9 protein-coding genes are annotated in these 15406 nt (G+C 42.2%); 8 read left to right on the top strand and 1 reads right to left on the bottom strand.

What is annotated here, in order from left to right; translation table 11 throughout:
• Window positions 1-87 precede the first annotated feature (87 nt).
• The 5 genes from HMPREF1535_RS14110 (at window position 88) to HMPREF1535_RS14090 (ending at window position 8568) form a co-directional block, all read left to right on the top strand.
• Window positions 88-2355, top strand: coding sequence for a hypothetical protein (locus HMPREF1535_RS14110; protein WP_046146646.1), 2268 nt, complete (start codon window positions 88-90; stop codon window positions 2353-2355).
• Between the two features lie 36 nt (window positions 2356-2391).
• Window positions 2392-4809 (top strand): glycoside hydrolase family 3 C-terminal domain-containing protein, encoded by a 2418-nt coding sequence (locus HMPREF1535_RS14105; RefSeq protein WP_046146645.1) that lies wholly within the window; start codon window positions 2392-2394, stop codon window positions 4807-4809.
• Window positions 4799-5245 carry a hypothetical protein gene (locus tag HMPREF1535_RS14100; RefSeq protein ID WP_046146644.1) on the top strand — a complete coding sequence of 149 codons (447 nt, stop codon included), beginning with the start codon at window positions 4799-4801 and terminating at the stop codon, window positions 5243-5245. Before HMPREF1535_RS14105 ends, HMPREF1535_RS14100 begins: the two co-directional genes overlap by 11 nt.
• Window positions 5246-5553: 308 nt before the next feature.
• Complete coding sequence (locus tag HMPREF1535_RS14095) at window positions 5554-5976, top strand: HU family DNA-binding protein (RefSeq protein WP_007652569.1); 423 nt, start codon at window positions 5554-5556, stop codon at window positions 5974-5976.
• Between the two features lie 75 nt (window positions 5977-6051).
• The gene (locus HMPREF1535_RS14090; protein WP_052716716.1) at window positions 6052-8568 is read left to right on the top strand and encodes a ligand-binding sensor domain-containing protein; all 2517 of its coding nucleotides are present in this window, start codon (window positions 6052-6054) and stop codon (window positions 8566-8568) included.
• Here HMPREF1535_RS14090 and HMPREF1535_RS25435 read toward each other — a convergent pair.
• Complete coding sequence (locus HMPREF1535_RS25435) at window positions 8513-8914, bottom strand: sensor histidine kinase (protein ID WP_242387203.1); 402 nt, start codon at window positions 8912-8914, stop codon at window positions 8513-8515. The genes HMPREF1535_RS14090 and HMPREF1535_RS25435 overlap by 56 nt on opposite strands.
• A 47-nt stretch (window positions 8915-8961) precedes the next feature.
• On the opposite strand from HMPREF1535_RS25435, the gene HMPREF1535_RS14085 reads away from it, so the two are divergent.
• From HMPREF1535_RS14085 to HMPREF1535_RS14075, 3 genes are all read left to right on the top strand, one after another.
• The gene (locus HMPREF1535_RS14085) at window positions 8962-10101 is read left to right on the top strand and encodes a response regulator (RefSeq protein WP_154283486.1); all 1140 of its coding nucleotides are present in this window, start codon (window positions 8962-8964) and stop codon (window positions 10099-10101) included.
• Window positions 10102-10212: 111 nt separating this feature from the next.
• Window positions 10213-13371 (top strand): SusC/RagA family TonB-linked outer membrane protein, encoded by a 3159-nt coding sequence (locus tag HMPREF1535_RS14080; RefSeq protein WP_007652565.1) that lies wholly within the window; start codon window positions 10213-10215, stop codon window positions 13369-13371.
• Window positions 13372-13408: 37 nt separating this feature from the next.
• Window positions 13409-15316, top strand: a complete 1908-nt coding sequence (locus HMPREF1535_RS14075; protein WP_007652564.1) for a RagB/SusD family nutrient uptake outer membrane protein — start codon at window positions 13409-13411, stop codon at window positions 15314-15316.
• The last annotated feature ends 90 nt before the right edge of the window (window positions 15317-15406 follow it).

The raw sequence follows: 15406 nt of genomic DNA, 5'->3' as shown, positions 1-15406 counted from the left end.
TCTTTTGTTTTGTCTGAACTCTAAAAAAATCAATTTATTAATGGTTTAAACGGCTCTCTTGAGATAGGGAGCGCAATTTATTTACATATGAAACATTTTCTAGTATTTTTATCTCTCCTCTCCACATTCAGTTTATCCGCCCAGGATTGGCTGATCGACGGTTCCTCTTACAAATCGACAGCACAAACAACCCATGAAGGGAAACGTCTCGAATTAACGAACGGCCTCCTTCGCCGTACATTCCTGCTTGCTCCCAATGCAGCGACCATCGCCTTTGACAACCTGATGACCGGGCAAAACGAGCTGCGTGCCGTCCGTCCCGAAGCCTTACTTGTCATCAACGGAAAAGAATATCCTGTCGGAGGCCTGACCGGACAGCCGGTCAATAACTTCCTGACAGAAGAATTTATCAACAATATGCAGGCTTGCGATTCAGCATTCATGTTGGTAGACTATCAGATAAGCGAAAGCAAAGAACGCTTTCCCTGGAAACCCAACAGCCAATGGATATCCAACTTATACCCCTGGCCTGCCCCGGGAAAACGGATCACCTTCAATTACCAGGCTCCGGCAACTGCCCCTCAGGACTGCAAAGACCTGAAAATACGTGTCATTTACGAACTGTACAACGGTGCCCCTATCCTGGCCAAATGGATCGAGATCGACAATAAAGGAACAATGCCCGTTACACTCGATTCTTTCAAGTCAGAAATACTCGCTTTGGTCGAAACGGCTCCGAAAGTACATTACGGCGAACCGCATGAAGTCCGCATGATGGCACAGGAAGCAGGTGCTTACACAAAAGATTTCCGTAAACAACCCGTGCAAACCGATGCGCCGCGCGATTATATCGACCGCTTCACCCAACTGTTCGTCGTAACCGACTATGCCATGGGCGGCGATATGGAAGCGATGAAAGACAATCCGGCTGTCCGTTGGGTATTCGATCATCCGGAATACGAATTTACCGGTATCCGCTATTATGGTCAATATAAACCGGCACGCCTGGAAGTCACTCCCCTACTCGGTCCCGGTTTGGAAATCAAACCCGGCGACACCTTTGAATCCTGCACGGCTTTCGAAATGCTGCGTGATGCCAGCGACCGGGAACGGCGCGGACTGGCAGAATGTAAATTCTGGCGTATGATGGCTCCCTGGACACAGGAAAACCCTATCTTCATGCACGTCCGCCAATCGGACAGCGAAGCGGTGAAGCAAGCCATCGACCAATGTGCCGCTGTTGGTTTCGAAATGGTCATTATGACCTTCGGTAGCGGATTCAAAATCGAAAATGACTCAGCCGCCTATCTGCAACGAATGAAAGAACTTAGCGACTACGCTGCCGGGAAAGGTATTGCCATCGGCGGTTATTCCCTCCTGGCAAGCCGCGGAGCTAAAGAACAAGACGCCGCAATCAGTCATAAAACCGGAAAACCGGCCAAAACACGCGAAGAAGGCAGCCGCTTTGGCGTATCTCCCTGTATCTCATCCGATTGGGGAGACACCTACTTCCGTAAATTACAGAACTTCTTCACCACCACCGGAATGAATGTCTTCGAAAACGACGGTTCATATCCCGGCGACCCTTGCGCCTCCACTTCACACAGCGGCCACAAAGGCTATCTCGACTCCCAGTGGAAACAGTGGAAGAAAATCAACCGATTCTATCGCTGGTGCCGGGCAAACGGTGTTTACCTGAACGTCCCCGACTGGTATTTCCTGAGCGGCTCCAATAAAACACCGATGGGATATGTAGAGACCAACTGGTCGCTGCCTCGCGCCTATCAGGAAATTATCGAACGACAGAATATCTATGACGGAACCTGGCAGAAAACGCCCAGCATGGGTTTCATGTTCGTTCCCCTCACCCAATATCACGGAGGAGGCGAAGCGGCCACAATCGAACCGTTGAACGAGCACCTCGACCATTACGAAACGCGTCTACGGAACCTCTTCGGGGCCGGTGTGCAAGCCTGTTACCGTGGTCCGCGCCTCTACGATACGGAAGCGACCAAAGAACTGGTCAACCAATGGGTTGCTTTCTATAAAAAATACCGTCAGATACTCGATTCCGATATCATCCACCTGCGCCGTCCCGACGGACAGGACTGGGACGGTATCATGCACGTAAATCCTTCATTGAAACAGAAAGGATTCATCTCGGTGTATAACCCGCTGGATGTTCCCATCCGCAAAGAGATCAAAATACCTCTTTATTACACCGGACTGACCGACAAAGTGACTGTAAAGGAACAGGATCAGAATGTGCAGGTATATGTATTGGAACGTGACTATTCCGTTACAATCCCCATCACAATACCAGCAAAAGGATACAATTGGTATGTTATTGAATAGGTTTTGCATATAATTTGCATATATAATAAAATAATCATGAATAGAAACAACACATTAACCAGGCAACTGCTTTTTTGCCTGTCTTTCGGACTGCTCCCTTTGCTGAATGCAAACACAAGCAGTCTACAGGCATCAAAGCCTGATGCCCCCAAAAATCAGAAGAAAATATATCAGAAAGGTTGGATCGATTTCAACAAAAACGGAAAGAAGGATATATATGAAGATCCTTCGCAACCTATCGACAAACGGGTGGAAGATCTCCTTAAACAAATGACAGTCGAGGAAAAGACCTGTCAACTGGGAACGATCTATGGATACGGAGCCGTCCTTAAAGATACACTGCCGACCGATGAATGGAAAACCCGTATCTGGAAAGACGGTATCGGTAATATCGACGAGCACCTCAACGGAGAATGGAAACGTACCTCCCTTGACTTTCCTTACTCCAATCACGCTGAAGCAATGAACAAAGTACAGGCCTTTTTCGTAGAAGAGACACGCCTGGGTATTCCCGCCGACCTGACAAACGAAGGTATACGCGGACTGAAACATGAAAAGTCCACCTTCTTCCCCGCCCAGATCGGACAGGGTTGTACCTGGGATAAAGAACTTATCTACGAAATCGGACGCATTACCGGTGAAGAAGCCAAAGCATTGGGATATACCAACATCTATTCCCCTATCCTCGACCTGTCCCGCGATCCCCGCTGGGGACGTACCGTAGAGAGTTACGGCGAAGACTCTTACCTGGCAGGAGAATTAGGACGCCAGCAAGTATTGGGTATCCAAAGCAACCGGGTTGTTTCAACACCGAAACACTTTGCTATCTACGGCATACCGGGCGGTGGCCGCGACTGCTACTCACGAACCGATCCCCATGCCTCTCCGCAGGAAGTTCACGAACTGCATCTGGAACCGTTCCGCATCGCTTTTCAGGAGGCAGGCGCTTTGGGAACGATGTGTTCACATAACGATTATAACGGGACTCCGGTCAGCGCCAGCCACTACCTGATGACTGAACTGCTGCGTAACCAATGGGGATTCAAAGGTTATGTCGTTTCCGATAGTTGGGCAATCGACAAAAACGTAAAATTCTACCATATCGTAGATACCGAAGAAGAAGCGGTTGCCAGTGAGCTGAACGCCGGATTGAACGTCCGCACCTTCTTTGAGCAATCAGAAGTATTCATCGAAGCGTTGAGAAGGGCTTTACAAAAAGGACTGGTAGAAGAAAGTACCCTGGATCAGCGCGTCCGTGAAGTACTCTATGTAAAATTCTGGTTAGGACTTTTCGACGATCCGTATGTAAAAGACACCAAACTTGCCGATAAGATCGTAAACAGCAACAAGAACCGGGAAGTGTCTCTGCGTGCCGCCCGCGAATCGATCGTTCTTTTGAAAAATGAGAACAATACCCTCCCGCTGTCGAAAACCCTCAAAAACATTGCAGTAATCGGTCCGCAAGCTGACGAAGTCAAATCGCTGACTTCCCGCTACGGCTCTCATAATCCGAATGTGATAACCGGCCTGCAAGGTCTGAAGAACCTGCTGGGAGAAAATGTAAACCTGATGTATGCCAAAGGATGTAACGTCAGGGATAAAAATTTTCCACAAAGTGATGTGATGTACTTCGAACTGAGCGATAAGGAAAAGGAAGAAATCGACGAAGCCGTAGAAATTGCTAAAAAGGCCGAAGTTGCTATTATATATGTAGGAGACGATTTCCGCACGATCGGTGAATCCAGAAGCCGCGTGAACCTGGATTTATCAGGCAGACAAAAAGAACTGGTCCGCGCCGTACAAGCCACCGGAACTCCGGTCGTACTGGTACTCTTCAACGGACGTCCGGTTACACTGAACTGGGAAGATGCCAACCTGTCGGCTATCGTCGAAGCCTGGTATCCGGGGGAATTTTCCGGTCAGGCCGTAGCCGAAGTATTATTCGGTGATTATAACCCCGGCGGTAAACTATCCACGACTTTCCCGAAGTCGGTCGGACAAATCCCCTGGGCTTTTCCTTTCAAACCGAATGCCACCGGCAAAGGCTTTGCCCGCGTAGACGGCGAACTCTATCCGTTCGGTTACGGACTGAGTTATACCACTTTCGAAATCAGCAACCTGCAACCGTCTGCCACAAAAATCACGGACGGAGACACCCTGACCGTTACATGCAAAGTGAAAAATACAGGTTCGGTAAAAGGGGATGAAGTCGTGCAGCTTTATCTGAATGACGAGACATCTTCCATCTCCCGTTTTGAAAAAGAGTTATGCGGCTTCGAACGTGTCGCACTGGAACCGGGTGAAGAAAAAACGGTTACATTCAAAGTGAACCGCCGTGCTTACGGTATGTATAATGATAAGAATGAGTTTGTGGTAGAGCCTGGAAAATTCTTCCTGTTTGCCGGAAACTCATACAAGTCAACCCCTTTAAACGCAGAATTTTATGTGGAATAGATTACTTATAAGCCTGTTGCTGCTCTTGGGCAGCCAGGCTCTTTTCTCCCAAACGTGGCTGAATAAAACGGATAAGGATATTCTTCTTTACATCTCAGAAAATAAAGAACGTATAGAAGACAGCAAACAAACGGATACGCTTTTCACCCTGACTTGCCAGGAAGAAGATGAGCTGGGCCGCTTATTCGAAGTATCCTATCGCTTCAATTTAGAAAAAAATGTATGCATATCCTACGAACGTCTGCTGCCGATCCATCGTTATTGGGCAACAACGTTGCTGGAAGAGGCCTCCTTGCAGGAAGCCGATGCCTCCGGAGAAGAAATCGACGTAGACGGAGAAACATTGAATACTCTCTATACCTTCGACAACTTCCGGATACAGGTTTCATTAAAAAACGACCGATTATCCTTACTTTATACGCTACCAGATAAATAAATTCCAAGTAATCCCCTGTCTCTTCGTGCAGACAGGGGATTTTTATATCCAGCCGTTTATACTGAATATCTCACCTTTCATCCATTTTACCGTAACTATCTCTTGACAACGCCTCATTGATTTTGTATATTTGTTACAACCTCTTTTCATAAAGACCTAGGTGTAAATCAATTTAGAGGTACGTCTAAATCAATTTACACCTACCTCTAAATTTAATTAGACGTACCTCTGATTAAAAAATGATTGAGAGAATATCAGAGAAACATCACATTCAGTTTAAACAAAAATCGTATTAATAGTAAACAAACATGAGCATCATTTACAAACCAAGAAAGATGGTATGCACCATCCCCGGCAAAGAAAAAACAGGTTACTTTGCTGCAAAAGCGGTCTCTTCCACAATCGACCTGAACAATTTATGTTATCGCATCTCCAGTAACTGCACGATCACCTCTGCCGATGTCAAAGGAGTGATCGAAGCCCTCCTGACCCAATTCGAACTGGAGCTACTGAGCGGCAAAAATATCAGGTTCGGAGATATCGGGACGTTCAGCGCCTCAATCACCAGCGATATTGTTGAGAATAAAGAAGATTTGAAACCTCAGAAGGTCCGCATTAAGACAGTTACGTTCCTCCCGTCTACCCGGTTGAAAAATAAACTGAAAACAAAAGCCCGGTTCATGCGGTTACGCGATTTTAACAGGAAATACAATGGAGTAGACGAAGAATAAACAAAAAAATACATATCTTTGCTTCCGACAAATCAATGGTTTCGTGGATTTATTCCTAAAAAAAGCCGATGAAATATGACGAAGAACACACTAGTATTATTTCTTTTATTTTTATTTCCATATCTATTCCAATCTGCCAACAGTAAAAATACTTCCCCTTATTTTTTTACACAGATTGGGGTAGAAGATGGATTAACACAGGGTACCGTTACCAATATCTATCAGGATACGGACGGATATTTGTGGTTAGGAACCCAGGGAGGATTACACCGATATGATGGATACGAGTTCAAGGTGTTCAAAAATAATCCGACTGACTCCTGCTCATTAACAGATAACAACGTACTCGATATCGGAGAAGATAAGAATAAGAATATCTGGGTGATTACAGATAACGGCGTGCATAAAATCACACATCAAACAGGAAAAATCAAAAGATATTATGTAAAAGAGACCCGATTCATGCATTGCTGCATGCTCAGTCAAAGCGGAGACTTTTTCCTTGCCGGAGAAAAATTCATCTATCAATACGATGAGCAAGGCGATTCGCTTGTTTTTAAAGACTGGCTGTCATCCACTCCTATCGCTTCGAATATAAAAGGACTTCAGGAAGATGAAGAAGGGAATCTTTATATAGCAAGTTCATCAACCGGACTTGCAGTCCTGAACAAACAGAGGGAAGTCATACGTTTTTACCAACATGAACCGGAAAATCCGTCTTCGCTGATAAAAGGAGCGATCCGCAGATTATTTACCGACAGCCGGAAAAGGTTATGGATACTTTCCGAAACAGCCGGAATCTGCTATCTTGATAAAGAAAACGAACGGTTCGTCCATCTGAATACGGATAACTCAGCTTTAAGCAGCAATGTTGTCCGTGCAATAGCCGAAACCGATTCCAATACCTTATTGCTCGGAACCTTTTCCGGACTGAACAGGGTAGATATGCAGACATTAAAAGTCACTCCCTATAAATTCAATCCGGATGAACCCGGTACATTAAGCTATTATTCCATACACAGTCTCCTGAAAGATAATACAGGTGCATTATGGGTAGGAACCTGGAAGGGACTGAATTATTACAGCCCGGTCAGAACACAGTTTTACCGGATCACGCCCCGTGAATTTACCGGATTATTAGGAATGGGCAAAGAGGACAGTGACGGAAATATCTGGTTCGCAACTGAAGGAGCCGGACTTTTTTGCTATAATCCAAACACGCAAAGCCAGCAATTTTATCCTAAAAAGTCTCCTTACAAAAACAATTACAATTCAAACATCTTTAAATCACTACTTATAAAAGGCGACAGCATTATCTGTGCTACGAATCTGGGATCCGTTTATCTGTTTTCACGTAAACGGAAAGATTATCGCCTGCTCTATGATTACCAGTATGGAGATATTTATACTCTACTGAATGACAGTAAAGGCAGACTATGGATCCCGACAAATTCCAAAACAGGATTAGTGCTTATCGATAAAGGCGAACAGATCAATCAGTTCAAGGTAGACGGAAAAAGCAGAAAATTCTTTTTTGTTACAGCAATAAAAGAAATAGAGCCGGATGTTTTTATTATGGGTACACTCAGCCAGGGACTCCATAAATATGATATGAAGAAAGAGACACTTAAAACGATCTCTTCGGCAGAACTGAACCTACCCGAAAACGTGAAGCCGGGAACTGTCAGTACGATCCTGACCGATTCATTACAAAATATATGGGTTTCATTTTTTGGTTATGGCATCTTTCGTTTTGACCGTGACCTCAACCTGATCAAACATTATACAGTTGAAGACGGTGTAACAGATGGCTATATCTATTCAATGGTAAGCGACCGGAACCAATCTTTATGGGCATTATCCGAAAATGATTTATATTGTTATAATGCAGAAAAAGATTGCTTTGCTCCCATCCGTAACGAAAGCCACCGGGCATTGGAATTTACGTTACATGCAGGAACGACCGACACAAAAGGTACTCTTTATTTTCCCGGAAATAAAGGCATATTATGTTTTAATCCGTCCCGGATGGAGAAAAACACTTATATCCCTCCCGTATATCTGACAAGCCTATCCATAAATAATAATCCGGTAGAATTAGGGGACACTCAATCCCTCCGGTTAAAAGCGGATGAAACCAATATAGCAATCGGATATACGGCTCCAGACTTTATCTCACCTAAACAAAATCAATATGCCTATCAAATGGAAGGGGTAGAAAAGGAGTGGAACTATGTAAGGGGCAGAAGGGTCGCTTATTATAGTAATCTCTCCCCTGGTACTTACAATTTCAAAGTAAAGGTCTCAAACAGTGTAAATTTGTGGAATCCACAGGAAGCTTCCCTAAGCATCACAGTCACCCCTCCCCTTTACAAAACATGGTGGGCTTACATCTTGTATATCATCACAATAGGTACTATTATATGGAAGTTTATATACCATCAGAAAGTACGTCACGAACTGGAAAGCAGTATCCGCTTCAAACAGCTGGAACAGGAAAAAATGAAGGAATTACACGAGGAACGTATGAGATTATTTACCAACTTCTCACACGAACTATGTCATTTTCGCTTGAAAGTACAGACAATATAATTTCAATTGTTCCCTTTTCCGGGGTGAACTTAAAGGCGTTTGAAAGTAAGTTAAACAGCACTTTTTCAATTTCTTGACGATCATAATAAACACAATAATCTACCGGCAATTCATTTTTCCGGGTAAAAGTGATATTCCTGTTTTTTGCTACCGGGACGAATAACTCATATAACTCCTGAACGAACACGGATAGATCGAATTTCTCTTTTTGAAGTACCATTTTCTGTGAGTCATATTTTTGCACATCCATCAGATTATTAACGAGTAAGAGCAGACGTTGTGTGTTTTTACGCATGAGTTGCAACGTGTTTTTGACTTCCGTAGAGAAGGAACTATGGCGCAACATATCCTCGAGCGGATTGATGATAAGTGTTAAAGGAGTGCGTAGTTCGTGTGAAACTATGTCAAAATCGGCATCTATCAGAAGACTACTATTTACACATACAAGTATCTGATAATGGGGAAGGTATCACATCTGAAGATATTGAAAAAATCTTCCAGCCATTCTACCGCTCTTCACAAGATTTACATCATCAGATTGCAGGTTCGGGTATCGGACTTAGTTTAGCACGTTTCATAGTAGAACAACATAGTGGAATAATCTGGGCGGAAAACATAGTACCAACCGGAACATGCATGCATGTTTTACTTCCTCTCCCCGAAAAGCCAGTAAGTAATCCGGTCAAACAGACAGAATCCTCCCCCCTGATGAATGTGCAGGAGTTTATTCCTTCCGAAAAAAAAGAAACACCGGTTATCTCACAAACATTGCTTTTAGTAGAAGATAATAAAGATGTGCTGGATTATCTGGAAAAACAATTTGAAAATGAATATAAGGTGCTGAAAGCAGAAAACGGAAAAGAGGCACTTACACAAATAGCCATAAAAATACCCGAACTGATTGTCAGTGATGTCATGATGCCCGAAATGGACGGACTTGAACTGTGCCGTCGGATCAAGCAAAATCCGCAAACAGCCCATATACCGGTCATTCTATTAACAGCCAAAACAATGCCTTCGCAAATCACCGAAGGATATAATGCCGGAGCTGACGATTATATCATAAAGCCATTCGATATAGGCCTATTGCAGGCACGTGTGCGGAATTTGCTGACTTCACGAATACAGATACGGAAAAAATATGAGAAAAAGATCGATCTGAATGAACTCGGAGTCAAAACATCTCCGCTTGACGAAGAGTTCCTGAAACAATATACAAATATTGTGAAAGCAAATTTCTCCAACCCGAAACTCGATATTGATATGATCTGCAAAGAAATCGGTATGAGCCGCGCAAACTTCTACCGAAAAGCGAAAACACTTACTTCCCTCTCTCCGGCTGAGATGATCAAAAATCTGCGTCTAGAAGCGGCAGCCCAGATGTTGCGTGAAACAGATTTAAGTGTCAGTGAAATTTTGGAAAAAGTAGCATTCAGCAGTAGCGGATATTTTGCCTCCTGCTTTAAACAAGTCTACGGAATGCCTCCAAAGGAATACCGAAAAGTTAATTCGACAGGAAAATCAATGAGTTGACACAAATCTTACCATCATTGATATGAAATTAACCTTTCATGTAGGATAATACGGACAATTTTGCCCTCGAGTTAATTAATAAGAGTTAACCATTCATTAATATTATTCTATATGAAGAACAAAGTTTTAATCATGCTGATGGGCTTTTTCCTTTTTGCCCATCAATTGTTCGCCCAGGACGTAAGTGTGTCCGGTAACGTAAAAGATGAAAAAGGAGAAGCTTTGATTGGGGTTTCCATCCAAATAAAAGGAACCCCCACTGGTAACATCACCGATATAGACGGTAACTTTACGCTTTCGTCTGTGCCCGCAAACGGCGAGTTGGTATTCTCTTACATGGGTTACGAAACCCAGACTATTCCGGTAAAAGGAAAATCAGTTATTAATGTAGTATTGAAAGAAGACTCACAGGCCCTCGATGAAGTGGTCGTAGTCGGTTTCGGTACACAAAAGAAAGTTAATTTAACTGGCGCTGTCGCTTCAGTCGGTGCTGAAGTATTGGAAAACAAACCGGTTGCCAATGTCGGCCAGGCATTGCAAGGAGTTGTACCCAACCTGAACGTATCGGCAACAAATGCATCGCCAAATGCATCGCCTTCATTCAACGTACGTGGGGGTACTTCCATCGGCTTGGATAGCGATGGAAAAAAATGGGAAATCAAGAACGGTAGCCCGCTGATCATCGTTGACGGTATACAGGTGGACACAGACTATTTGAACATGATGAACCCGAGCGACATAGAAAACATTTCTGTCCTGAAAGATGCTTCTGCTTCCGCCATCTACGGTGCACGTGCAACTTATGGTGTAATGTTGATTACAACAAAATCGGGAAAGAACGATTCCAAGGCAACCGTTACTTACAATTTAAATTTACAATGGAATACGCCTTCCCGTATTCCCGATATTTTGGATGCATATACACATCAATTAGCATCTAACCAGCAAACAGCAATGACCGGTGGCACAATTACTCCGTGGATGGAGACTTTACTAGCTGCCAAGAAAAAATATATAGAAGATCCAAGACCAGAAAATGCTTGGATTTATAACGAAGGTAGTACAACTGATATGACTTGGGTTGCCAATATAGATCCCTATGAATTAGGTGTTAGAAATTGGACACCTCTACAACGTCATAATATATCTATTAGTGGCGGTTCTGCCAAAACTCGTTATTATATTTCGTTAGGGTATCAGAATCAAGAAGGTATGTATAAGATTAAAACGGATAGCCAAAAACGGTATAACGTTAATATGAACTTAAATACCCAAATTACCGAATGGTTTGATATAGCATCCAAGATATCATTCAACACCAGTAATTATAATGAGCCTTACATGAACAGCCAAAAAACGAATTTATGGAATGCTATAAAAAATGAACCTGGACGTAACATAAATATGCCTATTAAAACAGGACCGAATGATCCAATCCCCGATACATATACAGATAATATTTTGGGATGGTTAGATTATGGAGCAACACAACAAACAAAAAAGACGAATACTGTATTCAGTGTTTTGCCTACTATTACTATTTGTCCTGAATTTAATTTAAAAGCAGAATTATCTTATCGTCCCACAGAATATTTCCAGAAACGTTTCATACCTGTTCGTAATTATGTTGTAGATACTTGGACTAGTACAAGTAATACACATACTTATCCGTCAAGTGTGAGAGAAGAGACTAGACATTCTGATTTTTATACTATCAATGCTTATGCTAATTTTAATAAAGCATTTGGTCTTCATAACGTTTCGGCACTAGCTGGTTTCAATCAAGAATGGTATCAATATCGAAAAACTTGGGGAGAAGCGGAAGATGTTATTTCAAATAACTTACCGACCCTAGGCATGACTAATGGAGCGCAATACACAGGAGATAATTTTGAACATTGGGCTATTCGTGGTGCTTTTGTACGTGCTAATTACGATTATGCAGGTCGTTACCTCTTGGAATTTAGCGGACGTTATGATGGAACTTCACGTTTTGGTAAAAATTCCAGATTCCAATTCTTCCCATCTTTCTCTGCCGGTTGGAGAATTTCAGAAGAAAAATTTATGGATAATACACGCAATTGGCTGGACAATTTGAAAATTAGAGGTTCTTGGGGATCTTTAGGTAATCAGAATGTTGCCAACTACGCCTATATAGCAAGTTACGGTGCAGCCAATTATATTTCATGGGTAATGAATAACGAACAACTGAAGGGAATGAATCCAACAGCTATTGTGGCAAGTGACTTGACTTGGGAAACAGCAAGCACATTAGACTTCGGTATTGACTTTTCTATCTTAAATAATCGTTTAGATGCCACATTCGACTGGTATTCTCGCCGTACAACAGACATTTTAATGAGTGGAACTAAACTTCCTGCCGTATTAGGAGCATCTGTCCCCAAACGTAATTCTGGAGAGTTAAGAACCAATGGGTGGGAACTAAGTCTGAAATGGAAAGACAAATTGGCTAACGGTATCCGCTATGATGTTGGTTTAGTCCTATCTGACTATCAAACAGAAGTCGTCAAATTTACAGGAAATCCCAACGGTTTATTGGATACTTTATACGATGGCATGAAAATGGGTGAAATCTGGGGGTATGAAACAGTTGGTATTTTACAAGAAGAAGATTTCACTATTGATGAAAATGGTAAATATATATTAAACGGCCCTAATCAGTCGGAACTCGCAGGAACTTGGTATCCTGGAGATGTTCGATATGCAGATCTTGATGGTGATGATAAAATCTCGAAAGGAGACAATACTTTAGAAAATCATGGAGATAAGAAGATCATAGGTAATTCGACACCGCGTTTCCAATATGGTATTACAGGAAACATCTCATGGAAAAACTTTGATCTGAATATTTTCTTCCAAGGAATCGGGAAAAAAGATGTTTGGATTAGTGAAAATGTATTCTGGGGTGGTTCCGGTACTGCCGGTAATTGGGAAATGTATAAAAATTCGTGGACTCCTGAACGCACTAATGCTAAATACCCCATGTATGCAGGACGAGGACAAAACCAACACGCTCAAACGGCTTACCTCTTCAATGGAGCTTATCTTCGTTTAAAAACGTTAGCTTTAGGATACACATTACCTAGAGAATGGACTAATAAAGCTAAATTATCAACAGTACGTTTAAGTCTGTCTGGCTATAACTTATTTGAAATTACTCAAATTCCAAATCTTTTTGACCCTGATCAGATTTCTTCCTCTTATCCGATGATGCGTTCTGTTGCATTCGGTTTACAAGTTGGATTCTAATTAAGTTTTCAAGTATAATAATTAAAGATAATCAGTTATGAAATTTAATTTAAAAAAATATATACTGGTCCTTGGTATAGCATCGGTATTACTACCTAGCTGTAACGACGATTTCATGGAACGTTATCCACAAGACCAGCTTACAGATGAAAGTTTTTGGAAAACAGAGACAGATATTAAGTTAATGCTAAACAGTCTCTATCCTCTTTACATTATCGGTCATCAAAGCGGATGGGCACAAGACAAGAGCCCTGCATTAAATGTCACAGGTAGTCCTCTTATGTATGGTGACGTCTACTCTGACAACTGCGTTAAAACAGGGAATGAATTCAGAAGTATGGCTGGTGAACTAATCGTTCCAACCGATGCCACAGCAGCAAGTGGATGGTATTGGTGGAATTTACGTAAAGTAAACTTCTTCCTGAATCGATATGACAGAGCAGATATTAGTCAGGAAAAGAAAAATGCGTATGCTGCCGAAGCTTATTTTTTCAAGGCATGGGACTATTACCAGAAAGTTGTTCTATTCGGAGATGTGCCCTGGATAACACGAGACCTGAATGTTGATTCTGAAGAACTCTATGCTGCGCGTACACCACGAGTAGAAGTGATGGATTCCGTATTGATGTGTATCAATAAGGCTATCGAATGGTTGCCGACAAAAGAAAATCAGGAATCAGAGCGTTTAAATAAAGACCAAGCAAATTTCCTAAAAGCACGTATTTGTCTATTTGAAGGTACATTCCGCAAATACCATACTGAACTAGGTCTGCAAGAAAGTGCCAACAAATGGTTAGAAGAAGCAGTTAAAGCTTGTGAAGCGCTACTCGGTAAATACTCACTTTATAAAAATGGAGAAAAAACTTACTGGAAAATGTTTACAGCAACGGATGTATCAGGAAATCCAGAAGTTATTCTTGCACGTAATTATTTGGAAAATAAGGTTGGACATGCAGCTCAACGTTATTTTAACCAAAATCATGATAATCGCCAATCAATGGGAGCGACACGAGGGCTAGTAGATGAATACCTTTGTATTGATGGTCGTCCAATCTACATTGGAGGAAGTGAAAACAGTTACGAGAAAAATCCAAATTTCGTTGGTTACGGGAAATGGACTGAATTGGAAAATCGAGATCCACGATTGACTCAAACAATCTGTCGTCCTGGCGAATATGTTACAATCTATAAAGGAGGTGTACTTGATATTGAGAAAAACGGTATTACCTATCCCGGACTCAGCTACAGTGACAGAGGTTCTACCGTTACTGGTTATCGTGTCATCAAACACTGGATGGGAGATATGGTGGAGGAAAACCGTACCTTAAACGGCATACAAGCAGCTATTGAATTCCGTTATGCAGAATTACTTTTAAATTACGCAGAAGCTAAATATGAACTCAACGGAACTCTTTCACAAGCTGATGTAGATTTGACAATTAATGCTTTACGCGAACGTGCAGGATTTGATTTTTCTAAATATCCGACAGCTAAATTAACCGTTGGTCAAGAACCAGCCGATCCTCGTCTGGATAAGATATATGCAGAAAAGCTCGATTATGCAGTTAGCCCTTTATTGCGTGAAATTCGTCGTGAACGTCGTGTCGAATTAGCAATCGAAAATCATCGTTACGAAGACTTAATGCGTTGGAAAGCCGGTAATTTACTAACGGTTCCTTTCCGAGGTATGAACTTTTTAGCTGTACAAGACCTGTATGATGGATCTCATACAGCCAACCCCGAAACTGCAGTAAAGGTTGAACTAGGCAAAACAGTTTTCGCTGATGAAGATGGCTTCGTAATCTGTTACCCCAAAAGTCCGTACCAAAACACCGTCAAAGGTACATTACCCTGGGAAGATTACCGTTACTACTGGCCTATCCCGAAAGAAGAGTTAGTTATGAACCCGAACTTAGTTCAAAACAAAGGTTGGGAAGACAAATAATTCAGATACCTGCTTATATTGAAAAGAGGTCATCCGAGTTACTTGATGGTCTCTTTTCTTTGAAAGACATTATTTACTTTAAACATTACA

Origin of the sequence: Parabacteroides goldsteinii DSM 19448 = WAL 12034, assembly GCF_000969835.1 — a bacterium.
Lineage (GTDB): Bacteria > Bacteroidota > Bacteroidia > Bacteroidales > Tannerellaceae > Parabacteroides > Parabacteroides goldsteinii.
This window is presented reverse-complemented; position numbering and strand designations above follow the sequence as displayed.

Coding starts and splice junctions, on each gene's coding strand:
- HMPREF1535_RS14105 (WP_046146645.1), top strand. CDS start 2,392: ATGAATAGAAACAACACATTAACCAGGCAACTGCTTTTTTGCCTGTCT.
- HMPREF1535_RS14090 (WP_052716716.1), top strand. CDS start 6,052: ATGACGAAGAACACACTAGTATTATTTCTTTTATTTTTATTTCCATAT.
- HMPREF1535_RS14075 (WP_007652564.1), top strand. CDS start 13,409: ATGAAATTTAATTTAAAAAAATATATACTGGTCCTTGGTATAGCATCG.
- HMPREF1535_RS14110 (WP_046146646.1), top strand. CDS start 88: ATGAAACATTTTCTAGTATTTTTATCTCTCCTCTCCACATTCAGTTTA.
- HMPREF1535_RS25435 (WP_242387203.1), bottom strand. CDS start 8,914: ATGTTGCGCCATAGTTCCTTCTCTACGGAAGTCAAAAACACGTTGCAA.
- HMPREF1535_RS14095 (WP_007652569.1), top strand. CDS start 5,554: ATGAGCATCATTTACAAACCAAGAAAGATGGTATGCACCATCCCCGGC.
- HMPREF1535_RS14080 (WP_007652565.1), top strand. CDS start 10,213: ATGAAGAACAAAGTTTTAATCATGCTGATGGGCTTTTTCCTTTTTGCC.
- HMPREF1535_RS14100 (WP_046146644.1), top strand. CDS start 4,799: ATGTGGAATAGATTACTTATAAGCCTGTTGCTGCTCTTGGGCAGCCAG.